Origin of the sequence: Sphingomonas ginsenosidivorax, assembly GCF_007995065.1 — a bacterium.
Lineage (GTDB): Bacteria > Pseudomonadota > Alphaproteobacteria > Sphingomonadales > Sphingomonadaceae > Sphingomonas > Sphingomonas ginsenosidivorax.
The window spans coordinates 3,744,649-3,768,190 of record NZ_VOQR01000001.1 but is presented as its reverse complement, the minus strand read 5'-3'; the positions used below and the strand labels follow the sequence as shown (position 1 = coordinate 3,768,190).

Sequence of the window (23,542 nt, the reverse complement as noted above, 5' to 3'; positions counted from 1 at the left end):
CGCTCCCAACCATGAAGGACTAGGCATGAGTGCGTTCGGGCGTCGGAGTGGGATGAATGGAGGAACGCCGGTCAGGCCGGCGTTCGGCGTGGCGCGCCCGATGCAGGGTGGCGGGGCCGCAGCGCCGCGCCCCGATGCGGACGGCGGCGCGCAGTTCCCGCCGATCGACTCGCTGCCGATGCCCGGCGAGACCGAGCTGCCCGGGACGATGCCCGGCAGCATGGCGGCAGGCGCGATGGACGCGATGCAGCGGCTGTCCGATCGCCAGAACGCCAGCGGCGAGGCCGGCAACAGCCGCGTCGAGGGCTTCGAACAGTCGATCCACAAGATCAAGGAACAGGTGCTTCCGCGCCTGCTGGAGCGAGTCGATCCCGAGGCCGCGGCGACGCTGGGCAAGGACGAGCTCGCCGAGGAATTCCGCCCGATCATCGGCGAAGTGCTCGCCGAGCTGAAGCTGACGCTCAACCGCCGCGAACAGTTCGCGCTGGAAAAGGTGCTGGTCGACGAGCTGCTCGGCCTCGGGCCGCTCGAGGAACTGCTGTCCGACCCGAACATCACCGACATCATGGTGAACGGCCCCGAACAGACCTATGTCGAGCGCAAGGGCAAGCTCGAGCTGGCACCCATCCAGTTCCGCGACGAGGAGCATCTGTTCCAGATCGCGCAGCGGATCGTCAACTCGGTCGGCCGCCGCGTCGACCAGACCTCGCCGCTCGCCGACGCCCGCCTCAAGGACGGCAGCCGCGTCAACGTCATCGTGCCGCCGCTGTCCTTGCGCGGCACCGCGATCTCGATTCGTAAGTTTTCCGCCAAGCCGATCACGCTCGACATGATGGCCGGCTTCGGCAGCATGAGCCCCAAGATGGCCACTGCGCTGAAGATCGCGGGCGCCAGCCGGTTCAACGTCGTCATCTCGGGCGGTACCGGTTCGGGCAAGACGACGATGCTCAACGCGCTGTCGAAGATGATCGACCCGGGCGAGCGCGTGCTGACGATCGAGGACGCGGCCGAACTCAGGCTGCAGCAGCCGCACTGGCTGCCGCTCGAGACACGGCCTGCCAACCTCGAGGGCCAGGGCGAGATCAGCATCCGCGACCTCGTCAAGAACGCGCTGCGTATGCGTCCGGATCGCATCATCCTGGGCGAAATTCGTGGATCCGAGTGTTTCGACATGCTCGCGGCGATGAACACGGGCCATGACGGTTCGATGTGTACGCTCCACGCCAACTCCCCGCGCGAGGCGCTCGCGCGTATGGAGAACATGGTGATGATGTCGGACATCAAGGTGCCGAAGGAAGCCATCAGCCGCCAGATCGCCGATTCGGTCGAGCTGATCATCCAGGTGAAGCGTCTGCGCGACGGGTCGCGCCGCGTGACCAACATCACCGAGGTGATCGGGATGGAGGGCCCGGTGATCGTCACGCAGGAGCTCTTCAAGTTCGAATATCTCGACGAGAGCGCCGACGGCAAGATCGTCGGCGAATACCGGTCGATGGGGCTGCGGCCGTACACGCTCGACAAGGCGCGGCAGTTCGGGTTCGACCAGGCGTTCCTCGAGGCGTGCCTCTAGGCGGAAACGGAGGGCTTACCGCCGTCCTGCCGACCCGCTAGGCGAGGCCATGCGCTTTGCCATCCTGCTCGCCCTGTTCGCCCTGACCGGCGCGCGTGCGCCCGTGCCGCCGGGAGCCCGCGATCCCGGCATCGCGCGGCTGGCGACCGACACCGAAGCGCGGTGGGTAAAGTTCGACCTCACGCCCGGCAACCAGATCCGCTTCGCGATGCAGATCGACGGGCGCACCGTGACCGCGATCCTCGACACCGGCGTCAGCTATACGCTGCTGGCCAAGACCTCGCCTGCGATCCAGCCCCGCAAGGTCGTCGCCGGCGGCTCCGCGACCGCGATCGGCGGATCGGTCGCGCTGCAATGGATGCCGACGCGGACGCTGGCGATCGGGGGAGTCACGCGCACCGGCGGCGGCGTCACCGTCGCCGACCTGCCCGCGATCGCCACCGGCAGCGCCGATTCGGTCGACCTGCTCGTCGGCCGCGACCTGCTCGCACCCTATGCGCTCGACATCGACTATGCGGGGCGGCGGTTCCGCCTGCTGCGATCGGGGCGGATGCCGTTCGTCGGGCAGACCGCGCCGCTGACCGTCTCTGCGACGCGCCAGGTGTATGAAAGCCGGGCGACGCTCGGCGGCCATGCGCTGGCGCCCTTGGTGGTCGATACCGGCGACGGGTCGTCGATCACGGTGACGCAGGCGGGGTGGACGGCGGCGCGGCTGACCCGCTTGCCGACGACCACGACGATCGCGTTCGGGCTGGCCGGCCCGGCCGTCAGCGGCCTCGCGATCGTTCCCGCGATCCGCCTGGGCCAGCTGACCTCGCATGCGGTCGAAGTGCGGATCGAACCGCCGGGCGGCTTCTCGCAGTCGATCGGGACGGCGGGACGCATCGGCTCGGGCTTCCTGCAGGCCTACCGCGTGCTGCTCGATCCCACGGCGGGGCGGATGATCCTGGCGCCGGGACCCAAGGCCGGAGTCGCGCCGCTGCGCTCGACCAGCGGGTTGCTCGTCGGCGTCGAGCGCGACCGGCTGAAGATCCTCCACGTCATGCGCGGCGGGCCGGCCGCCGCCGGTGGGTGGACGGCGGGCGACACGATCTGCCGGATCGACGGCGTGGCCATCCCGGCCGATTATCCGACCAGCCCGATCGCATCCTGGGCGGTCGGCACGCCGGGCCGCGTGGTACGGCTGGCGACCTGCGACGGCGCGGAACGCACCCTCACCCTGCGGAATTTTTATTGACCCCTTTCCTGTCGGGACGCCGCGGTATCGCGCTCGTCCTCCTGTTCGTCGCACTGGCGATCCGCGCCTGGGATTTCGGCAATCCGGTGATCGACGCGGACGAGCAATATTACCTGCTCGTCGGCGACCGCATGCTGCACGGGGCGGTACCCTATATCGATCTGTGGGACCGCAAGCCGGTGGGGCTGTTCGCGCTGTTTGCCGCGATCCGGCTGCTGCCAGGCGACGGCATCCTCGCCTATCAACTGCTCGCGACGCTGGCCGCCTGGGGGACGGCGCTGGTCGTCGTGGTGGCGGCGGCGACGGTCGGCGCGAACCGGCGCGGTGCGATCGCGGCGGGAATCCTGTATCTTGCCGGCCTGTCGCTGCTCAGCGGCGGCGGCGGGCAGGCGCCGGTGTTCTACAATCTGCCGATGGCGGTCGCCGCGCTGCTGACGCTGCGGCTGCCGGCCAAGGCGGCACTGGGGCGGGTCGGTGCGATCATCGCCAGCGGGACGATCGCGTGCCTGCTGGCCGGACTCGCGATCCAGCTGAAATACACACCGATGTTCGAGGGGGCGGCGTTCGGCCTCGCGCATCTCTGGTTCCTGCGGCGCGCCGGCGCGCGGCCGGCCATGATCTGCGGCGCCGCGCTGCTGTGGACCGCGATGGGACTGGCGCCGACGCTCGCCGCGATCGGCTGGTATCTCGCCAAGGGCCCCGCCGCGTTCGCGGCGTTCTGGTTCGCCAACGTCACGTCGATCGCACTGCGTCCGGGGTATCCGATCGGCCGGCTGGCGATCCGGCTGGCGGGTATCGCGGGGCAGCTGCTGCCGTTGCTGGTCGCGGCCGCGGTCAGCTGGCATCGCCGACCGCGCGCCGGGCAGGCCGCCGAGACGATGGGAATCGCTCTTGCCTGGACCGCCGCCGCGCTGGTCGGGTTCCTGGTGATCGGCACCTTCTTCGATCATTACGGCCTGCCGCTGGTCGCGCCACTGGCGATCCTGGCGGCGCCGGCGCTGGGCCGATCGCGCGGGTTGCTCGCGTTCGCGCTGGCCGTGCCCGCCGTGATCCTGATCGCCGACCGGGTGACCCAGCCGGACCAGCGCAACGACGCCCGCGCGGTAGCCGCGGTGGTCGCGGCGAACAGCGGCGGCGGGTGCCCCTATGTGTTCGTCGGCCCGTCGATCCTGTATCACCTGGCACGGACGTGCGTGCCGACGCCCTATGCCTTTCCCAACCTGCTCGCCTATGCGACCGAGCAGGGCGCGATCGGCGTCGATCAGCCGACCGAGGTCCGCCGGATCATGGCCGGCCGGCCGCCGCTGGTCGTCACCTCCGACCGCCGCGCAACGATCTACAACCCCGGCACCGTGCGCGTGATGAAGGCGGCGCTGGCGCGCGACTATCGCCGGGTCTTCGCCCGCTCGCGCGGCAAGTGGCACATGGTCGTCTATCTGCGGAACGACCGGCGCTACGTCAGGCCCTGACGGTCAGTCCCCGACGGTCAGGCCCCGACGGTCAGGCCCCGACGGTCAGGTCTTGAGCGCGAGGCCGGCGCTGACCGCGAGCGCGATCAGCGCGAGCATCTGCACCGTCGGCCAGTCGACCCAGCCGACCGAGTCAGGATCGCGGCGCCGGCGGCGGCGCCGGTCGCCCAGCCCCGCTGCGACGGCCAGCGCGGCGAACCCGCCGCTCGCGCTCCACAGCAACGGCGCCATCAGTGACCGAGCTTCTCGACCTTGTCCTTCAGGCTGGCGAGTTCGTTGCGCAGGGCGGCGATCTCGTCGTCCTGGTTCGACGCGGCGGGCTGGGGCGACGGCGAGGCTGCGGCGGCAGGCGCGGGCCCGGCGGGCGTGGCACCCGGCGCGAACGCCTGGGTCGCGGTCTCGAACATCGCGATGTTGCGCTTGGCGATCTCGGCGAAGGGCGAGTTGGCGAACGCGCCCTCGACCGCGGACTTGAACTGGTCGTGGTTGCGACGGAAACTGTCCATCGACGCCTCGAGATAGCCCGGGACCATCGCCTGCATCGAATCGCCGTACATCGCGATCAGCTGGCGCAGGAAGTTGACCGGCAGCATCGTCTCGCCGCGGCTTTCCTCTTCCATGATGATCTGCGTGAGCACGTTGTGCGTGATGTCCTCATCGGTCTTGGCGTCGAGCACCTTGAACTCGCGACCCTCGCGCGTCATCGCGGCGAGATGTTCCAGCGTGATGTAGGATGAGGTTTCGGTGTTGTAGAGCCGCCGATTGGCGTATTTCTTGATGACGACGATGCCATCCGCTGCCGGTTGTTTTTTCATGGATCCCCCTTTTTGTGTTTGAAACCACGGGTACAATCTTTGATGACGCACCGCAACACGCGCCCGTGCCGCACGGGCCCCGCCCGCTGCCGCTGTTCCTGTCGATGCTGGGCCGCGAAACCGCGCGCGACGCCGGACGCCTGACCCGCGCGCTGGCCGGATTGCGCGCGTACCAGGAGGCGCCCCGCGACTCGCCGATGCCGGCGATGCCGGTCGCCGCGCAGGTCGGCCGCGCGGTGCTGCGCGATTATGGCGGCACCGGCCCGGCGGTGGTCGTCGTCCCCTCGCTGATCAACCCGCCCGGGATCCTCGATCTGTCGCCCGAGACGTCGCTGCTGCGCTGGCTCGCCGCGAGAGGCCTGCATCCCTGGCTGATCGACTGGGGGACGCCCGGCGCGGAGGATCGCGACCTGGACCTCGCCGGGCACGTCGAGACGCTGCTGGTGCCGTTGCTGCGCAGCCTGGGCGAACCGTCGGTGCTGGTCGGCTATTGCCTGGGCGGGACGCTGGCGGTCGCGGCGGCCGCGCTGATGCCGGTCGCCGGGCTGGCGACGATCGCCGCACCCTGGCACTTCACCGGCTACGACGCGCCGTCGCGCGCGTCACTGGCAGCGATGTGGGCGGCGGCGAAGCCATGGTCGTCCGCGCTCGGCCTGGTACCGATCGAGGTGCTGCAGGCGGCGTTCTGGCAGATCGACCCCGCGCGCACGGTCGCCAAATACGAAGCGTTCGCGGGGATGGTACCGGGCAGTCCCGCCGCGCGCGCGTTCGTCCGGCTCGAGGACTGGGCCAATAGCGGCGCCCCCCTTCCCTATGCGGCGGCGCGTGCACTGTTCGAGGACTGCATCGTCGACGATCGTCCGGGCGAGGGGGGGTGGCACGTCGGCGGCGCGCCGGTCGATCCGTTGCGGCTCGGCTGCCCGACGGTCGAGTTCGTGTCGCTGATCGATCGCATCGTGCCGCCCGCGACCGCGATCGGGTGGTCCGACCGCCGCGACCTCGCGCTCGGCCATGTAGGGATGATCGTCGGCGGGCGCGCGCGCACGGCCCTGTGGGATCCGCTCGCCGCCTGGATCGGCAGCTGCGCCACCTGAGGGCGCACGCAAGGCAGCGCGGATCAGGCCATCGTCAGCACGATCTTGCCGACATGATCGCCCGCCTCCATCCGTGCATGCGCCGCCGGGGCTTCGGCGAAGGGGAAGCTGCGGTCCATGACGGGCTTGAGCTTGCCCGCCTCGACATGCGGCCAGACGGTGCGCGACAGTTCGTCGGCGACCAGCGACTTGAACGCGGCATCGCGCGGGCGCAGCGTCGATCCGGTCAGCGTCAGCCGGCGGCGCATGATGTCGAAGATCTCGATCGTCGCGGTCGGGCCGCCCTGCACCGCGATCGAGACGTGGCGGCCATCCTCGGCGAGGCATTTGAGGTTACGCGGCAGATAGTCGCCGCCGACCATGTCGAGCACCGCGGCGACGCCCTTGCCGCCGGTGATCGCCTTCACCCGCTCGACGAAATCCTCGGTCTTGTAGTTGATCGCATGCGTCGCCCCAAGCCCAAGCGCGGCCTGGCATTTCGAGTCGGACCCTGCGGTGACGATGATGTCGATCCCGAACAGCCCGCACAGCGAGATCGCCATCGTGCCGATGCCGCTGGTCCCGCCATGGACGAGCACCGTGTCGCCCTCGGTCGCATAGGCGCGCTCGAAGAGATTGGTCCACACCGTGAACAGCGTCTCGGGGACCGCCGCGGCCTCGGCCATCGACATGCCCTCGGGGACGGGCAGGCACTGGCCCGCCGCGACCACGGCATATTCGGCATAGCCGCCACCCGCGAGCAGCGCGCACACGCTCTGCCCCAGTTGCTCGGGGCCGACGCCCTCGCCGACCGCGACGATGACGCCTGCGATCTCGAGCCCCGGGATCGACGGCGCGCCCCTTGGCGGCGGATAGCCGCCCTTGCGTTGGAGCACGTCGGGGCGGTTGACGCCCGCGGCCGCGATCCTGACCAGCACCTCGCCGGCACCGGGCCGGGGCACCGGCCGGTCGACCAGCACCAGCACCTCCGGACCGCCGGGCTCCGACGGATCGATCGCCTTCATGACGTCAGGGATGCTCTGGTCTTCTATAATCATCGCTCGAACTACCCTGTATGCTTGCCGCCTTATTGACATGCGCCCGGTGCGGGTCAACGTTGGAGCGTAATGGACCCGGACGATACCCCATCGCGTCCCGACGACCTGCTCGACGCCCTGGTGCGCCAGGACCTCGATCCGCTGTCGGTCGCCGAGCTGGATGCGCGGATCACCGTGCTGCAGGGCGAGATCGCGCGCTGCCAGCTCCGAAAAGACCGCGCCGTTAACCACCGCGCAACCGCCGACGAGCTATTCAGGCGGTGAGCAGGCCGGCCTCTGGCACGCCCGATACAAGGCGCGACCGATGCCGGTTTCAAGTGCTTGATGCGCGCCTCTTCAATCCCGACATGGTTGCAAAGGGCCTGCGTCTTCGCGGCCCGACTGGAGTATTGTAAATGCCATCATTTGCACCCGCCCTCGAGACCACGCTGCACAAGGCGCTCGAGGCCGCGTCCTCGCGCCGCCACGAATATGCGACGCTCGAACATCTGCTGCTCGCGCTGATCGACGACGAACATGCGTCGAAGGTGATGAGCGCGTGCAGCGTCGACATCGGCGAGCTGAAGACCACGGTCGCGCACTATCTCGACACCGAACTCGACGCGCTGAAGGTCGACGCCGCGACCGACCCCTCGCCGACCAGCGGGTTCCAGCGCGTCGTCCAGCGCGCGATCCTGCACGTCCAGTCCTCGGGTCGCGACGAAGTGACCGGGGCCAACGTCCTCGTCGCGCTGTTCAGCGAGCGCGAGAGCTATGCCGTCTATTTCCTGCAGCAGCAGGACATGAGCCGCCTCGATGCCGTCAGCTTCATCAGCCACGGCGTCGGCAAGGGTGGCACCGCCACGGACGCGACGCCCCCCAAGGGCGCCGAGGACGAGAAACCCGCGAAGGGACAGGAGAAGGGCAAGACGGAAAGCGCACTCAAGCAGTTCACGGTCGATCTCAACGAGAAGGCCAAGAACGGCAAGGTCGATCCGTTGATCGGTCGTGGCCCCGAGGTGGACCGCACGATCCAGATCCTGTGCCGCCGGTCGAAGAACAACCCGCTCTATGTGGGGGACCCCGGCGTCGGCAAGACCGCCATCGCGGAAGGGCTGGCGCGCAAGATCGTCGAGGGCGAGGTGCCCGACGTGCTGCTGCCCGCGGTGATCTATTCGCTCGACATGGGCGCATTGCTCGCCGGCACGCGCTATCGCGGCGACTTCGAGGAGCGGCTGAAGGCGGTCGTCAACGAGCTCGAGAAGCTGCCGCACGCGGTGCTGTTCATCGACGAGATCCACACCGTGATCGGCGCCGGCGCGACGAGCGGCGGCGCGATGGACGCGTCGAACCTGCTGAAGCCCGCGCTGTCGGGCGGCACCATCCGCTGCATCGGGTCGACCACGTACAAGGAGTTCCGCAACCACTTCGAGAAGGACCGCGCGCTGCTGCGGCGCTTCCAGAAGATCGACGTCAACGAGCCGACCGTCGAGGACACGATCAAGATCCTGACGGGCTTGCGCTCGGCGTTCGAGGACCATCATTCGGTCAAGTACACGCCCGACGCGATCAAGGCCGCGGTCGAGCTGTCGGCGCGCTACATCAACGACCGCAAGCTGCCGGACAAGGCGATCGACGTGATCGACGAGGTCGGCGCGATGCAGATGCTGGTGCCTGCGAACAAGCGCAAGAAGACGATCACGCCCAAGGAGATCGAGCTCGTCATCGCGACGATGGCGCGCATCCCGCCGAAGAGCGTGTCGACCGACGACAAGAAGAGCCTCGCGAGCCTCGAGACCGATCTGAAGCGCGTGGTGTTCGGACAGGACAAGGCGATCGAGCTGCTGTCCTCGGCGATCAAGCTGAGCCGGGCTGGCCTGCGCGATCCGGACAAGCCGATCGGCAACTATCTGTTCACCGGCCCGACGGGCGTGGGCAAGACCGAGGTCGCGCGCCAGCTGGCGACCATCCTCGGCATCCCGCTCCAGCGGTTCGACATGTCCGAATATATGGAGCGCCATTCGGTCAGCCGGCTGATCGGTGCGCCCCCGGGCTATGTCGGGTTCGACCAGGGCGGCCTGCTGACCGACGCGGTCGACCAGCAGCCGCACTGCGTGCTGCTGCTCGACGAGATCGAGAAGGCGCATCCCGACCTGTTCAACATCCTGTTGCAGGTGATGGACAACGGGCGGCTGACCGACCAGCACGGCAAGTCGGTCGATTTCCGCAACGTCATCCTGATCATGACGACCAATGCGGGCGCCAGCGACATGGCGCGCGAGACGGTCGGCTTCGGAAACCTTACTCGGGAAGGCGAGGACGAGCAGGCGGTGCAGAAGATGTTCACGCCGGAATTCCGCAACCGCCTCGATTCGATCGTGCCGTTCGGATACCTGCCGACGACCGTGGTCGCCCGCGTGGTGGACAAGTTCATCCTCCAGCTTGAGCTGCAGCTGGCCGATCGCGGCGTGCACATCCAGCTCGACGATGCGTCGCGCGCCTGGTTGACCGAGAAGGGCTATGACAAGCTGTACGGCGCACGCCCGATGGGCCGCCTGATCCAGGAGAAGATCAAGCAGCCGCTCGCCGAGGAACTGCTGTTCGGCAAGCTGGTCCATGGCGGCGAGGTGACGGTGAAGATGAAGGACGGCGCGCTGTCGTTCGCGATCGAGTCCGCGGCGCCGAAGAAGCCCAAGAAAAAGGGCAAGAGCGAGCCCGTCGAGGCGGAATAATTGCTACGAAACAGGCGATGAGGCCCGGTTGCGATGCAGCCGGGCCTTTTTTTGCGCCGCGCGCCGCTGCTGCGCGCCCCCTGCCCCGGGCCTGAGAACCAATTCGAGGTAATCTGATCCCGTTTACTGTTCGTTTTCGATCATTACGCTAGCGATACGCCATGAGTTGGCGACGCGTGTTCACATGGTGGTTCGGGGCCTTGGCGGTCATGCTGACATGCGCCGCTTCTCCTGCCTTCGCCAAGACACCCGTCGCGGTGTGCATTGCAGCCGCATCGGCGGGCGACGACGCCGCCACGCTGCTCGCGCATCCCGAACGGTTCGACTGTACGACGCCGCAGAACCGGTTCGGATCGGGTGATTACTGGGCGCTCTCGCAACCGCTGCCCCGCGACATCGCGTCCGGCGGACTGAACGCCCGGATCGCCAGCCTGTGGCAGGACGCGGTGACGCTCCACATCCTCTATGCCGACGGCCATGTCGCCCGCACCGGGTTCAGCAGCGCCAATGCCGGGCATTTCCTGCGCCTCGGCGCGACGCTGTCGCTGCCGCTGCCCGCCCACGCCGCGCGTCCCGTCCGGCTGTTGTGGCATGTCGAAGGCGCCGCGAACATGCGCGGGATCCTGCTCGGCGCGGTGCTGGCCACCGATGCCGAGCAGACCGCGTCCGAAATGCTGCTCGCGATGCTGTATGGCGCGTTCGCGGGGATGGCGATCGCGCTGATCATCTACAATCTCGCCTTGTGGGGGGCGCTCCGCCAGTCGTTCCAGCCGACCTATTGCGTGCTGCTGCTGTGCCTGCTCGGCTATGCGATCAGCTCGTCGGGCGCGCTGGGGCAATGGATGCCCGATGTGAACAACAATGTCCGGCTGCGGATCAACGCGGTGCTGCTGGCGGCGTCGTCGATCGCGGCGGTCGTGTTCGCCCGTGCGTTCTTCGAACACAGGGTGTTCGAGGGCTGGCTGAGCCGCGCCGCGGACATCGTCGTGGGCGGTCTCGCGGTGACGACGATCGCCTATGTCACGCTGGCGCCGACGCGGATCGTCCTGCTCGATCATGTCGTGCTGGCCACCTATCTGCTGTTGCCGATGCTGGTGGCGGCGGTGCTGGTCCGGGCCTGGCGGCACCGCAGCACGTATCTGTGGCTGTTCGCGCTCGCATGGGGCGCGCCGATCGCGTTCGCCAGCCTGCGGATCGCCAGCGCGGCGAACCTGATCGGGTGGAATTTCTGGATCGACCAGTCGACGACGATCTCGATGATGTTCGAGGCGATGCTGTCGAGCGTCGCGATCGCCTATCGCATCCGCCTGCTGAGCCGCGAACGCGACGAGGCGCGCATCCAGGAGAGCGCGGCTCGGCTGCTCGCCGACACCGATCCGCTGACCGGGCTGCTCAACCGGCGGTCGTTCCTGGCGGGCGCGATCGGGCGCGAGGGCGACCAAGCGCTGCTGATCATCGACATCGACCATTTCAAGGCGGTCAACGACACGATCGGCCATGACGGCGGCGACGAGGTGCTGCGCGTCGTCGCCCGCGCGCTGCGCATGGCGGCGCCGGCCGACGCGCTGGTCGCGCGGATCGGCGGCGAGGAATTCGCGATCGTCACGCACGCCGCGTCGCCGCTGGTGTCCGAGACGATCCTCGCCGCGCTGCGCCGCGAACGCATGCCGTTCGACATCACCGTCACGGCGAGCATCGGCACCTGCATCGGCCCGATGCGGCGCGAGACCGACTGGAAGCGGCTGTACTGCAACGCCGACCGCGCGCTGTTCGCGGCCAAGGCCGCCGGGCGCGACCGGTCGCGCGCCGCCGAAAGCCTGGCCGCCTGACCTTCCCTTGCGCCGATACTTGCCATCGCGGCGCGCCAGGCGCATCCAGCACGCGGTGACCGGAACTCTGGGAGATTCGAGATGACGCGCAATCGGCGAGTGGCGTTGGGCGTGGCGGTGCTGGGACTGGCGTTGGTCGGCGTGCGGCATCCGACCGCGGACTTCCGGCTGATCACGCACGACGTCCGCGATCCGTCGCCGCACCAGATGCAGGCCGCGGTCGACCTGGGGCTGGTCGGCGTCTCGGTCCTGTACACCTGGACGGTGGATCGCCTGCGGTAACCACCGCGCGCCTTGACCCCCGTTGCGCGCCTGCGCCATAGCGACGCCATGGAAACGCCGATCGAAGACCTCTCGTTCGAGGATGCACTGAAGAATCTTGAGGCGATCGTCGGCCAGCTGGAAAGCGGCGAGACGCCGCTGCAGCAGGCGATCGAACTCTACGAACGCGGCAACCGGTTGCGCCAGCGCTGCGCCGACCGGCTCGACGCGGCACAGGCGCGGATCGAGGCGATCCGGCTCGACGGCGAGGGCAAGCCCGCCGGCGTCCGCCCGTTCGCGGCCGGCTGAATGACCACGATGTCCGCACGCCTCGACGCCGCCATCGCCGAGGTCTCGGTCGAGATCGACCGGCAGTTCGACGTGCTGCTCGCGGTTCCCGACGATCCCCGCGCCGACCTCTACCGCGCGATGCGGCATGCGGCGATGGGCGGCGGCAAGCGGCTGCGCCCGTTGCTGCTGTTCGCGACCGCGACGCTGTTCGACGTCGACCGCGCATGCGCCGCGCGTGCCGCGACCGCGCTGGAGGCGATCCACGTCTATTCGCTGATCCACGACGACCTGCCGGCGATGGACGACGACGACATGCGCCGCGGCAAGCCGACCGTGCACAAGGTGTATGGCGAGGCGTGCGCGATCCTGGCGGGCGACTGCCTGCATGCGCTGGCGTTCGAGTGGCTGGCGGATTCCGACGTGCTGCCCGACCCGTTCGTGCGCGCCGACCTGGTGCTCGATCTCGCCCGCGCTGCCGGGCCGAGCGGGATGGCGGGCGGCCAGATGATGGACCTGAAGGCGGAGGGGTCGCGCTTCGACCTGCAAACCGTCACGCGGTTGCAGCAGTTGAAGACCGGCGCGCTAATCTCCGCGGCGGTCGAGGCCGGTGCGATCCTCGGCCGCGTGCCGCCCGCCGGCCGGGTCGGGCTGCGCGGCTATGCGCACGACCTGGGCCTCGCCTTCCAGATCGCCGACGACCTGCTCGACGCCGAGGGCGACGAGGCGCTGGCAGGCAAGAAGCTGCGCAAGGACGAGGTGGCGGGCAAGGAGACGTTCCTGACGCTGCTCGGTGCCGAGCGCGCGCGCGAACAGGCGCGGATGCTGGTCGACCAGGCGATCGCGCACCTCCACGCCTATGGCACCGAAGCCGACCTGCTGCGCGACATCGCGCGCTTCGTCCTCGAACGCGATCGCTAGGAACACGCCATGACGCGCATCGGTGTCTATCCCGGGACGTTCGATCCCGTGACGCTCGGCCATATGGATATCATCCGGCGCGGTGCGAAGCTGGTCGACAAGCTGGTCGTCGGAGTCACGACGAACGCCTCCAAGTCGCCGATGTTCACGCTGGAGGAGCGGCTGGCGATGGTCCGCCGCGAAGTCGCACCGATCGGCGGCGACATCCATGTCGTCGCGTTCGATTCGCTGCTGATGGACTTTGCCGAGCGCGAAGGGGCCAAGGTCATCGTCCGCGGGCTGCGCGCGGTCGCCGACTTCGAATATGAATATCAGATGGCGGGGATGAACCAGCAGATCAACCCGCGCGTCGAGACCGTGTTCCTGATGGCCGATGTCGCGCTGCAGCCGATCGCCAGCCGGCTGGTCAAGGAAATCGCGCTGTACGGCGGCGACATCGCCAAGTTCGTCCCCGCGACGGTGAGCGCCGAAGTCGTGGCGCGGGTGGCGACGATCGGCCGCAAGGGCAGCTAGGTCGCCCACGCACGTTCAGATTGGCGCAACCGCCGATTTGCTCTAAGCGGCGGCATCCTTATGCGAGTGTGAATTCGATGCGCTTTTTCGCCGGTATGTTTGCGTTGCTCGGCTGCCTGATCGCGGTGCCGGCCAGCGCCCAGATCACGGACCCGAACGCCGCCGTCCGCAAGACGCCGCCGCTGACGACCGACACGCAGAATCTGCTGCTGCTCGACCTGTCGACCGGCGGTCGCGTGACGATCTGGCTGCGCCCCGATGTCGCGCCGCTGATGGTCGAGCGGATCAAGACGCTGACGCGCCAGCATTTCTATGACGGCCTCGCCTTCCACCGCGTGATCGACGGCTTCATGGCGCAGGGCGGCGACCCCAAGGGCGACGGTACCGGCGGCTCGCAGCTCCCCGACGTGAAGGCCGAGTTCAACTATCTGCCGCACGTCCGCGGCGCGGTATCGGCGGCGCGATCGGACAAGGAGGACAGCGCGAACAGCCAGTTCTTCATCGTCTTCCAGCCGCGCCTCGCGCTCGACAAGAAGTACACCGTGTTCGGGCGCGTGATCGACGGCATGCAATATGTCGACGCGATCGAGCGCGGCGAGCCGCCCGCGAGCCCGTCGCGGATCGTCCACGCCTATATCGCCGCGGACAACCCGCCGGCCTATGCCGCGGGCGCGCCCGCCGCTGCCGCCAGCCTGGGCGCACCGGTGACGCTGCCGGGGACGAAGACCGGGCCGGGCGTCGCCAAGCCCAAGCTGGCACCGGCCAAGGCGCCGGCGAAGAAGGCCGCTGCGAAGAAGTGATCCGGTGAACGTCGACCTTTTCGACTTCGACCTGCCGACCGACCGTATCGCGCTCCGCCCCGCGGCGCCGCGCGATGCGGCGCGGATGCTGGTGCTCGACGGCGACGCGACGCGCGATGCCGGCGTCGCGGACCTGCCGGGCCTGCTCCGCCGCGGCGATCTGCTCGTGTTCAACGACACGCGGGTGATCCCGGCGCAGCTCGACGGGCGGCGCGGCGACGCGAAGATCGGCGCGACGCTGCACAAGCGCGAGGGGCCGCGGCGCTGGCGCGCGTTCGTGCGCAACGCGCGGCGGCTGCGCGACGGCGACGTCATCGACTTCGGCAACGGTGTCAGCGCCGCGGCGGTGGATCGCGAGGAGGACGGCAGCTACGCGCTCGACTTCGCGGGCGACGAACCGGTCGAACTGCTGCTCGAGCGCGCCGGGCACATGCCGCTGCCGCCCTATATCGCGGGCAAGCGCCCGACCGACGAGCGCGACGCGGCGGACTACCAGACGATGTTCGCCGCGGAGCCGGGCGCGGTCGCCGCCCCCACCGCGGCGCTGCACTTCACGCCCGCGCTGATGGCCGCGCTCGCGGCGGCGGGGATCGGCCATGCGACGCTGACGCTCCACGTCGGCGCAGGCACGTTCCTGCCGGTCAAGGCGACCGACACCGCGGACCACAGGATGCACGCCGAATGGGGCCGGATCGACGCGGCGACCGCGGACCGGCTCAACGCGGTGCGCACGGCCGGCGGGCGCGTGATCGCGGTCGGCACGACGTCGCTGCGCCTGATCGAGAGTGCGACCGATGCAGACGGCGTGATCCGGCCGTTCGACGGCGACACGTCGATATTCATCACGCCGGGCTACCGCTTCCGCGGGATCGACGGGCTGATGAGCAATTTCCATCTGCCGCGCTCGACGCTGTTCATGCTGGTCTCGGCGCTGATGGGGCGTGAGCGGATGCAAGCGGCGTACGCCCATGCCATCGCGAAGGGCTATCGGTTCTACAGCTATGGTGACGCATCGTTGCTGCTGCCATGATGCTGTTCGCGCTCGCGCTGCTGCAGGTGGCGCCCGAGATCGTCGTGGTCGCGCCGCCAAAGGCGACACCGCAGACGCCGGCCACGATCGTCGTCGAACCCGCCGCGATGTTCGCCGCTGCCTGCGATGCCGATGCCGATGCGCTCGTCACGCGGGCCGAGCTGTCGGCGTGCGTCGCGCGCAGCTTCGCCGGGACAGACACCGCAGCGTCCGGGGGGGCGTCGGGATCGATCGGCTATCTCGGCTATTCCGACTGGGCGCTGCGCTGGCTCGGCGACCGGACCGCACTGCCTGCGCCCTATGACGTCGATCGCGACGGCGACAACCGGATCACGCTGGTCGAGCTGCAGGGCCAGTTCGCGCGGCTGTTCTCGCGCTGGGACGTCAACCGAGACGGCGCGCTGTCGCGTGCCGAACTGCTGACGTTCAAGACGCGGCCGATCGATGCGAACGGCCCCACCACCCCCGTGCGGCCCGGCGGCAAGCCGGGCGGGAAACCGAAATGACACCACGCTTCGCCTTCACCATCGCCGCGACCGACGGTGCCGCACGCACCGGCGCGATCGAAATGCACCGCGGCACGATCCGCACGCCCGCGTTCATGCCGGTCGGCACCGCGGCCACCGTCAAGGCGATGAAGCCGCGCGACGTCGAGGCGGCGGGCGCCGACATCATCCTTGGCAACACCTATCACCTGATGCTGCGCCCGGGTGCCGAGCGCGTCGCGCGGATGGGCGGGCTGCACGGGTTCATGGGGTGGAACAGGCCGATCCTGACCGACTCGGGTGGCTATCAGGTGATGAGTCTCGCCGACCTGACCAAGCGATCCGAAGAGGGCGTGGCGTTCAAGTCGCACCTCGACGGCACGCGACACCTGCTGAGCCCCGAGCGGTCGATCGAGATCCAGCGGCTGCTCGGCTCGGACATCGTGATGGCGTTCGACGAACTCGTACCGACCACCAGCACGCGCGAGGTGCAGGCGGCCGCGATGGAGCGATCGATGCGCTGGGCCAGGCGCAGCCGCGCCGCGTTCGACAGCGGCGCGGAGCATGCCGCGGGCGCAGCGATCTTCGGGATCCAGCAGGGTGCGCTAGACCGCACGCTGCGCGGCGACAGCGCGGCGGCGCTGACCGATATCGGGTTCGACGGCTATGCGGTCGGCGGGCTCGCGGTCGGCGAGGGGCAGGACGCGATGTTCGGCTGCCTCGACTTCGCGCCCGCGCAACTGCCCGCGGACAAGCCGCGCTACCTGATGGGGGTCGGCAAGCCCGACGACATCGTCGGTGCGGTCGAGCGCGGGATCGACATGTTCGACTGCGTGATGCCGACGCGGTCGGGGCGCACCGGCCAGGCGTTCACGCGTGACGGGCCGATCAACATCCGCAACGCCAAGTTCAACGAGGACCCGGCGCCGATCGACGCGGCGTGCGGCTGCCCGACCTGCGCGACGTGGAGCCGCGCCTATCTGCATCACTTGGTCCGCGCCGGCGAGATGCTGGGTGCGATGCTGATGACCGAGCACAATATCTGGTTTTATGAGACGCTGATGGCGGATCTGCGCGCGGCGATCGCGAGCGGGACGCTGAAAACCTATGCGGACGAATTCCGCCTGCGCTACAAACGGCCTGCGCTATAAGCGCACGTGTGAGGAGTATATCATGACCGAACCGACCGACGACACCCCGAACGAGATCCTCGCCGCGGCGAAGGAAGCCAAGGACCACGCCGAAGCCGCCGCGAAGGCTGCGGTCGACAAGGCGAAGAGCTGGCCGCTCGGTGCGATCGGGCTCGGGGTCGGGATCGGATCCGCGGCGATCGCCGGCGCCGTGCTGTACGCCAACCGCCCGCGATCGAAGAAGTAAGCATGCGCCTGCTCCGCTCCGCCTTGCTGCTCACCGCGGCACTCATCCCCATGGCGGCAGCGGCGCAGAAGCGTGCGCCCGCGCCGGCTCCCGCGGTTGCGGTCAAGCCGATCGCGTTCACCGAGAAGACGCTGGCGAACGGCCTGCGCGTCTATGCGATCCGCGACACGACGACGCCCAACGTCTCGGTCCAGGTCTGGTACGACGTCGGATCGAAGGACGACCCCAAGGGCAAGTCGGGCTTCGCGCACATGTTCGAACATCTGATGTTCAAATCAACGCGCAACCTGGTGGCGGAGCAGATGGACCGGCTGACCGAGGATGTCGGCGGCTACAACAACGCGTCCACCAATGACGACTTCACCAATTACTACGAGGTCGTGCCCGCCAACCATCTGCAGCGCCTGCTGTTCGCGGAAGCCGACCGGATGGCGAGCCTGGTCGTGGAGCCCAAGAGCTTCGCGTCCGAGCGCGACGTGGTGAAGGAGGAGCTGCGCCAGAGCACGCTCGCGCGGCCGTACGGCAAGCTGTTCTCGGTCTACCTGCCCGCCTTGTCCTATACGACGCATCCCTATGCGCGCGGCACGATCGGCAGCCTGGAGAATCTCGAGGCGGCGAGCATCGACGATGTCCGCGCCTTCCATGCGACCTATTACCGGCCCGACAATGCGGTGCTGGTGGTATCGGGCAATTTCGATCCGGCGCAGCTCGATGCGTGGGTCAACCAGTATTTCGGCGGGATCAAGAAGCCCGCCGGGCCGATCCCGCGCGTCACGGTCGCCGAACCCAAGCGCACCGCCGCGGTCACGCGCACGGTGTACGAGCCCAACACGCCGCTGCCCGCGGTGCTGATGAGCTATCACGTCCCCGCCGACCGCGATGCCGACATCCCCGCGCTGACCGTGCTGAAGGCGGTGCTGGCGACGGGTGAGAGTTCGCGGCTGTACGAAAGCCTCGTCTACCGCGACCAGCTCGCGCAATCGGCCGAGGCGTTTCTCGACAGCAAGCAGTCGACCGGCAACCTGGTCGTCTACGCGATCATGGCGGGCGGCAAGACCGTCGAAGCGGGCGAGGCGGCGCTGAAGCGCGAGGTCGCGCGGTTGCGCGATGCGCCGGTGACCGCGGCGGAGCTCACTGAAGCGAAGAACGAGATCCTCACCGCGACGATCAAGAGCCGCGAGACCGCCGAGGGCAAGGCGAGCACGCTTGCCGCCGCGGTGATCGTCGATGGCGACCCGCGCAGCGCGGACCAGCAGCTCGCGGCGATCGGCCGGGTGACCGCCGCCGACGTGCAGCGCGTCGCGCGCACTTATCTGGGCGACGCGCAGGCAGCGACGATCCGCTATCTGCCGATCTCCGCCAAGCAGGGCACCGGCGACACGATCGGGCTGGCGCCGAGCGTGCGCGTCGCGGACCTCAAGACCCCCGCCGACGTCACGATCGTCACGCCGGCGAGCGAGGCCGACCGGGTCAAGCCCCCCGCCCCCGCGCAGCCGATCCCCGCGATCATCCCGCAGCCGGTCGAGACGCGGCTGGCCAACGGCATGCGGCTGATCGTGGTCGAGCGGCACGACCTGCCGATCGTCACCGCCTCGCTGATCGCGAGCGGCGGCGGCGCGACCGACCCGGCGACGCGCGCAGGCGCCGCGAGCCTTGCCGCCGACCTGATGACCAAGGGCACCAGGACGCGGTCGGCGACCGAGATCGCGCGCGCGATCGAATCGCTCGGCGGCGCGATCGGCAGCGACGCCGACCGCGACGGGGCGTCGGTGAACATCACGGTGAAGTCGGACCAGCTGGCACCGGCGATGGCGCTGCTCGCCGATGTCGCGATCAACCCGGTGTTCGCGCCCGAAGAGATCGAACGCGCCCGCGCGCAGGCGATCGACGGCGTGACGCTGACGATGAAGGACCCGGCGCAGCTGGCCGGGCTGGTCGCCAACCGCGCGGTGTTCGGCGCGGCGCCCTACGGCATGGCGCTGGAGGGCACTGCGACCTCGCTCAAGGCGATCACGCGCCCCGACCTGACCGCCGCCTATGCGCGGACGTGGCGCCCCGACGGCGCGGCGCTGGTGATGGTCGGCGACATCACCGCGGCAGAGGCGAAGCAGCTGGCCGAGGCCGGTTTCGGCGGCTGGAAGGCGCCGGCCTTCGCCCCCGTCCCCGCGCCCGCCGTCGCGCCGGTGCCGGCGCCGCGCGTCATCGTCGTCGACATGCCCGATGCGGGCCAGGCGGGCGTCGTCGTGGCGCGGCCGGGGATCGCGCGCGCCGATCCGCGTTTCTATCCGCTCGCGGTCGCCAACACCGTGCTGGGCGGCGGTTTCTCGTCGCGGCTGAACCAGGAGGTGCGGATCAAGCGCGGCCTCGCCTACGGTGCCTCGAGCGGCGTGCAGGCGCGGCGCCTGCCCGGCATCGTCGCCGCGCGGACGCAGACCAAGAACCCGACCGCCGCCGAGGTCGTCACGCTGATCGAGGGCGAGATGGCGCGGATGGGCCGCGAGCCGGTCCCTGCCGCCGAACTCGAGACGCGCAAGGCGGTGCTGGTCGGCGGGTTCGGCCGGACGATCGAGACCACCGACGGCGTTGCCGGGATCCTCGGCAATTACGTCGTGCAGGCAGTGCCGCTATCCGAGCTTCAGCGCTACATCCCGTCGGTCGGCGCGGTCGATCCGGCGGCGACGCAGGCGGCAGCCGCGGCGCTGCTCGATCCGAAGGCGGCGAGCATCGTCGTGGTCGGCGACGCGAAGCAGTTCATCGAGCCGCTGCGCAGGGCCTATCCCGCGGTCGAGGTGATCCCCGAAGCGGCGCTGAAGCTGGACAGTGCGACGTTGAAGTGATCCGTTGATGCGGACCCGCTTCGTGCCGGCACGGGACGGGCGCATTTTGGTAGCGAAACGGTAGCACCCGATCCGCTATGGCGGCGCGACGGCCCGGTGGCCGAAAGGTATGGGCTGTGCGCGTTCCGTTGACGACACTCCGGCTGATGGGCCGCATCTGGGCCGCGCTGGTCGCGGTCGGCCTGCTGGTGACGGCGGCGATGTCGGCGCATGCGGCGCTGCGCGCGATCGACGCGCACGACGTCGTCGCGGTCGTCCCCGACGTACGACGCGGTTATGAGGCGGACGAGCATTTCCCGGGATCGGCGCTGCTCTATGCCGACCGCGCGGCCATCTCCGGCAGGGCGGCGCCTGCTGCAGGGGTGACGGGCACGACCGCGCTGCCCGACCTGCCGATGTCTGCGGCGGCGGCGAGCCGGATCGTCGCGGCCGATGCCGGGATCACCGTCGCGCAGCCCTTCTCGATGGCGCGTGCCAGTGCCGCAGATCGCGGGCGGGCGGCGCAGTGCCTGACGGCGGCGATCTATTACGAGGCAGCGTCGGAGCCCGATGCGGGGCAGCAGGCGGTCGCGCAGGTGATCCTCAACCGCGTCCGCCACCCCGCCTTTCCGGCGACGGTGTGCGGCGTGGTGTACCAGGGGTCCGAGCGGACGGTGTGCCAGTTCAGCTTCGCCTGCGACGGCGCGATGGCGCGGGTCCCGTCGCGGACCGCCTGGATCCGTGCGGCCCGCGTCGCCAGCGCCGCGCTGGCGGGCTATGTGTTCGCCGGGGTGGGTCTCGCGACGCATTACCATACCTATGCGGTGACACCGGCGTGGAACCGCAGCCTGGTGATGACCGATGTCGTCGGCGCGCATTTCTTCCATCGGTGGAAGGGCTATTGGGGCACCGCGTCTGCGTTCTCGCAACGCTATCTGGGTGGCGAGCCAGTGCCGGGGCCGCATCTGCCCGTCGCGCCGGTCGCGCCGCTGATGCTGGCGGTGGTGCCGGCCGTCACGCCGCCGGACGCGGCCGTGCCGGTCGCTCCGGCGCCGGTTTCGACGGTGCAGCCCGATTATGCGCTGAGCGGCACGCCCAGGGTCGCGCCGCCGGTGGTGCCGGCACCGGACACGCTGCCGCCGGCGTCGCAGATCCTCGACCGGTGGAAGGATTCGGGGAAGCCGCTCTAGGGGGTTGCCCTGTTCCTCCCCCGCCAAGGGGAGGTGGCGCCGAAGACGACGGAGGGGGCGGATACCGAACCGAGGTTTCCCTTCCCGCCCCCTCCGTCACGCTTCGCGTGCCACCTCCCCCTGGCGGGGGAGGATCGGGGGGACCCTAGCTTACGGCTTCAGATATTTGTCGAACCAGGCGATCGTCCGTTGCTGAAGGTCGGCGGCGTTCTTCGGGTCGCGGATGCCGTGGCCTTCCTCGGGGTAGATCACCAGGCTGGTGGGAACCCCGAGCGCCTTCAACGCGTGCCAATATTCGATCGACTGGGTCGGCGGGACCTCGATGTCGCGCTCGCCGACATAGAGGAAGGTCGGCGTCTTCGCCTTGGCGATATAGGTGATCGGCGAAAGCTTGGCATAGATCGCCTGGTCCTCGTACATCGACCGGCCGAAGAACGGGACCATCCACTGGTCGATGCCGTTGGTGCCGTAATAGCTGATCCAGTTGGACAGGCCGGCGCCCGACACGATCGCCTTGAAGCGGTTGGTCTGGGTGTTGGTCCACATCGCCATGAACCCGCCATAGCTGCCGCCGGTCAGGCCGAGCCGGGCATCGTCGATCGGCGCGATCTTCTCGACCGCGTCGACGCCGGCAAGGATGTCCTGCAGGTCGCCACCACCGAAATCGCGCTTGTTGGCCGCCGTGAACGCCTCGCCCTGGCCGTAGCTGCCACGCGGATTGGGCAGGAACAGATAATAGCCGGCGGCGCTGAGCGGCGCGAGGCCGCCGCGGCTGAGATAGGCGGGCGTGCTGGCGGAGGACGGCCCGCCATGGACGACGACGACCATCGGTGCCTTGGTACCGGGCGCCGCCGGCTTGGCGGGGGCGAGCAGCCAGCCCTGGCTGGTGAAGCCGCCCTGGCTCCAGCTGACGCTGCGCGCCTTGACGAGCGCGGGCAGCGCGTCGTTGTCATGGGTCAACTGGCGCGGCGCGGTGACCGGGCCCGCGTAGATGGCGGGGGCGTGTTCGAAGTCCTGGACGACGCTCGCCATGACGCGGCCGTCGGCGCTGTAGGCGATCTTGCCATCGCCGGCGGCAAAGCCCGCGGGGCGGCTCCACAGGGTCGTGGTGCGCTTGGCGGGATCGAAGGCGACCGCGCGGGCATCGGCGCCGGCTAGGCTGGTGCCGCGGATCCCGCTGGGCAGCCAGTCGATCGAGGTGATCGTCTGCGTGTCGCCGGCCGTGCGGTTGACGGGCGTGCCGCCGGCAAGCGGGACGGTCCAGATGTCGCCACCGACCGAGCCGAAGTCGCTCATCAGCCCGCCGATATAGGCGACCGTCTTGCCGTCGGGGGAGACGCGGGGGAAGTTGAGCTGGGTCGTCGGCTTGGCGATCTCGCGGACCGCGCCGGTGCTGGCGTCGATCGCGTCGAGCGTCGCGACCCACCAGTTGTTGTCGCCATTGCCGAGCGCGGTGGTCGCGACGAAGCCGCGACCATCGGGCGTCCAGTCATATTCATAGACATAGCGGCCGGAGGGCGAAACGGGCTTGAGCGCTGCGGCGGCGACGGGGCCGGTGGCAAGATCGAACACCGCGAGGCGCTGTTCGTCGTTGGTCTCGCCGATCTCGCCGATCTGGCGGACGCCGGCCTGGACCGCGCCCGATTCCTTGGCGGCACCGATCGTCACGAGCAACGCGATCCGCTTGCCGTCGGGGGAGAAGCGCGGAGTCTGGGCGATGCCGCGGACGGTGGCGACGGTGCGGCCCTCGAGCAGCAGGTCGACGGTGCCGGCGGTCCTGTCGCGGGACAGATAGGCGAGCGTGCCGGTCGGGGAGAAGGTGAGGCCGGACAGGGTGCAGGTGGCGCAGGGGGCAATGGTGCGCACGATGTGGCCGTCGCTCACGGCGCGGAGCACGATGTCGCCTTTCAGCGGACGCGCCGGATCGTCGGACTGTTCGACGGTGGCGAGCGTGTCACCCTTGGGCGACAGCGCGAGCGCGGAATATTGGTGGATCGACTGGGCTTGCGCGGCGCCGGCGATAAGAAGGGCCAGCGGGGTCAGGATCAGGTAGCGCACGGGCTCTCCGGTGGGATGGCAGGACGCCGGCGTGTGTACGC

Annotated in this window: 22 protein-coding genes; 18 read left to right on the top strand and 4 right to left on the bottom strand. The window is 69.3% G+C overall.

Annotated elements, in window-relative coordinates; translation table 11 throughout:
* Window positions 1–25 precede the first annotated feature (25 nt).
* Genes FSB78_RS17360 through FSB78_RS17350 form a run of 3 tightly spaced genes read left to right on the top strand, consistent with a single transcriptional unit; the run spans window position 26 to window position 4,276 of the window.
* Window positions 26–1,570 (top strand): TadA family conjugal transfer-associated ATPase, encoded by a 1,545-nt coding sequence (locus tag FSB78_RS17360; RefSeq protein ID WP_147083788.1) that lies wholly within the window; start codon window positions 26–28, stop codon window positions 1,568–1,570.
* Window positions 1,571–1,619: 49 nt separating this feature from the next.
* Window positions 1,620–2,807, top strand: a complete 1,188-nt coding sequence (locus tag FSB78_RS17355; protein WP_147083787.1) for a hypothetical protein — start codon at window positions 1,620–1,622, stop codon at window positions 2,805–2,807.
* Window positions 2,804–4,276, top strand: a complete 1,473-nt coding sequence (locus FSB78_RS17350) for a hypothetical protein (protein WP_242008372.1) — start codon at window positions 2,804–2,806, stop codon at window positions 4,274–4,276. Before FSB78_RS17355 ends, FSB78_RS17350 begins: the two co-directional genes overlap by 4 nt.
* A 45-nt stretch (window positions 4,277–4,321) precedes the next feature.
* Here FSB78_RS17350 and FSB78_RS17345 read toward each other — a convergent pair whose 3' ends face one another.
* Window positions 4,322–4,507 (bottom strand): hypothetical protein, encoded by a 186-nt coding sequence (locus FSB78_RS17345; protein WP_147083786.1) that lies wholly within the window; start codon window positions 4,505–4,507, stop codon window positions 4,322–4,324.
* Window positions 4,507–5,091 carry a polyhydroxyalkanoate synthesis repressor PhaR gene (phaR, locus tag FSB78_RS17340; protein WP_147083785.1) on the bottom strand — a complete coding sequence of 195 codons (585 nt, stop codon included), beginning with the start codon at window positions 5,089–5,091 and terminating at the stop codon, window positions 4,507–4,509. Before phaR ends, FSB78_RS17345 begins: the two co-directional genes overlap by 1 nt.
* 65 nt (window positions 5,092–5,156) lie before the next feature.
* Between phaR and FSB78_RS17335 the strand changes: the two genes are divergently transcribed.
* Complete coding sequence (locus FSB78_RS17335; protein WP_338419985.1) at window positions 5,157–6,185, top strand: alpha/beta hydrolase; 1,029 nt, start codon at window positions 5,157–5,159, stop codon at window positions 6,183–6,185.
* A gap of 23 nt (window positions 6,186–6,208) precedes the next feature.
* Here the strand turns inward: FSB78_RS17335 and FSB78_RS17330 are convergent, their stop codons facing one another.
* Window positions 6,209–7,189, bottom strand: coding sequence for an NAD(P)H-quinone oxidoreductase (locus tag FSB78_RS17330; protein WP_147083784.1), 981 nt, complete (start codon window positions 7,187–7,189; stop codon window positions 6,209–6,211).
* A 102-nt stretch (window positions 7,190–7,291) separates the two neighbouring features.
* Between FSB78_RS17330 and FSB78_RS17325 the strand changes: the two genes are divergently transcribed.
* The 14 genes from FSB78_RS17325 (at window position 7,292) to FSB78_RS17260 (ending at window position 21,443) form a co-directional block, all read left to right on the top strand.
* Window positions 7,292–7,486 carry a DUF1192 domain-containing protein gene (locus FSB78_RS17325; RefSeq protein WP_147083783.1) on the top strand — a complete coding sequence of 65 codons (195 nt, stop codon included), beginning with the start codon at window positions 7,292–7,294 and terminating at the stop codon, window positions 7,484–7,486.
* Between the two features lie 131 nt (window positions 7,487–7,617).
* Window positions 7,618–9,933, top strand: coding sequence for an ATP-dependent Clp protease ATP-binding subunit ClpA (gene clpA / locus FSB78_RS17320; RefSeq protein WP_147083782.1), 2,316 nt, complete (start codon window positions 7,618–7,620; stop codon window positions 9,931–9,933).
* A gap of 161 nt (window positions 9,934–10,094) precedes the next feature.
* Window positions 10,095–11,762, top strand: coding sequence for a GGDEF domain-containing protein (locus tag FSB78_RS17315; protein WP_147083781.1), 1,668 nt, complete (start codon window positions 10,095–10,097; stop codon window positions 11,760–11,762).
* 81 nt (window positions 11,763–11,843) lie between these two features.
* Entirely contained in the window at window positions 11,844–12,044 is a 201-nt protein-coding gene (locus tag FSB78_RS17310; protein ID WP_242008371.1) for a hypothetical protein, read from the top strand.
* Window positions 12,045–12,092: 48 nt separating this feature from the next.
* A complete protein-coding gene (locus FSB78_RS17305) occupies window positions 12,093–12,332 on the top strand; it encodes an exodeoxyribonuclease VII small subunit (RefSeq protein ID WP_147083780.1) in 240 nt (79 codons plus the stop codon).
* A 9-nt stretch (window positions 12,333–12,341) separates the two neighbouring features.
* Window positions 12,342–13,232 carry a polyprenyl synthetase family protein gene (locus FSB78_RS17300; protein ID WP_422396734.1) on the top strand — a complete coding sequence of 297 codons (891 nt, stop codon included), beginning with the start codon at window positions 12,342–12,344 and terminating at the stop codon, window positions 13,230–13,232.
* Window positions 13,233–13,241: 9 nt separating this feature from the next.
* A complete protein-coding gene (gene coaD / locus FSB78_RS17295; protein WP_147083778.1) occupies window positions 13,242–13,745 on the top strand; it encodes a pantetheine-phosphate adenylyltransferase in 504 nt (167 codons plus the stop codon).
* 77 nt (window positions 13,746–13,822) lie between these two features.
* Window positions 13,823–14,545: a peptidylprolyl isomerase gene (locus FSB78_RS17290; protein ID WP_147083777.1), complete on the top strand. Its 723-nt coding sequence runs from the start codon at window positions 13,823–13,825 to the stop codon at window positions 14,543–14,545.
* Window positions 14,546–14,549: 4 nt separating this feature from the next.
* Window positions 14,550–15,575 carry a tRNA preQ1(34) S-adenosylmethionine ribosyltransferase-isomerase QueA gene (gene queA / locus FSB78_RS17285; RefSeq protein ID WP_147083776.1) on the top strand — a complete coding sequence of 342 codons (1,026 nt, stop codon included), beginning with the start codon at window positions 14,550–14,552 and terminating at the stop codon, window positions 15,573–15,575.
* Complete coding sequence (locus tag FSB78_RS17280; RefSeq protein WP_338419984.1) at window positions 15,572–16,081, top strand: EF-hand domain-containing protein; 510 nt, start codon at window positions 15,572–15,574, stop codon at window positions 16,079–16,081. The genes queA and FSB78_RS17280 overlap by 4 nt, the downstream gene beginning before the upstream one ends.
* Window positions 16,078–17,211 (top strand): tRNA guanosine(34) transglycosylase Tgt, encoded by a 1,134-nt coding sequence (gene tgt, locus FSB78_RS17275; RefSeq protein ID WP_147083775.1) that lies wholly within the window; start codon window positions 16,078–16,080, stop codon window positions 17,209–17,211. The genes FSB78_RS17280 and tgt overlap by 4 nt, the downstream gene beginning before the upstream one ends.
* Before the next feature lie 22 nt (window positions 17,212–17,233).
* Complete coding sequence (locus FSB78_RS17270) at window positions 17,234–17,437, top strand: hypothetical protein (RefSeq protein WP_147083774.1); 204 nt, start codon at window positions 17,234–17,236, stop codon at window positions 17,435–17,437.
* A gap of 2 nt (window positions 17,438–17,439) precedes the next feature.
* On the top strand, window positions 17,440–20,274 hold the full coding sequence (locus tag FSB78_RS17265) for a M16 family metallopeptidase (protein WP_147083773.1): 2,835 nt from the start codon (window positions 17,440–17,442) through the stop codon (window positions 20,272–20,274).
* Between the two features lie 116 nt (window positions 20,275–20,390).
* Window positions 20,391–21,443 (top strand): cell wall hydrolase, encoded by a 1,053-nt coding sequence (locus FSB78_RS17260; protein ID WP_422396722.1) that lies wholly within the window; start codon window positions 20,391–20,393, stop codon window positions 21,441–21,443.
* A 150-nt stretch (window positions 21,444–21,593) separates the two neighbouring features.
* Here FSB78_RS17260 and FSB78_RS17255 read toward each other — a convergent pair whose 3' ends face one another.
* Entirely contained in the window at window positions 21,594–23,501 is a 1,908-nt protein-coding gene (locus tag FSB78_RS17255; protein ID WP_422396721.1) for a S9 family peptidase, read from the bottom strand.
* Window positions 23,502–23,542 lie beyond the last annotated feature (41 nt).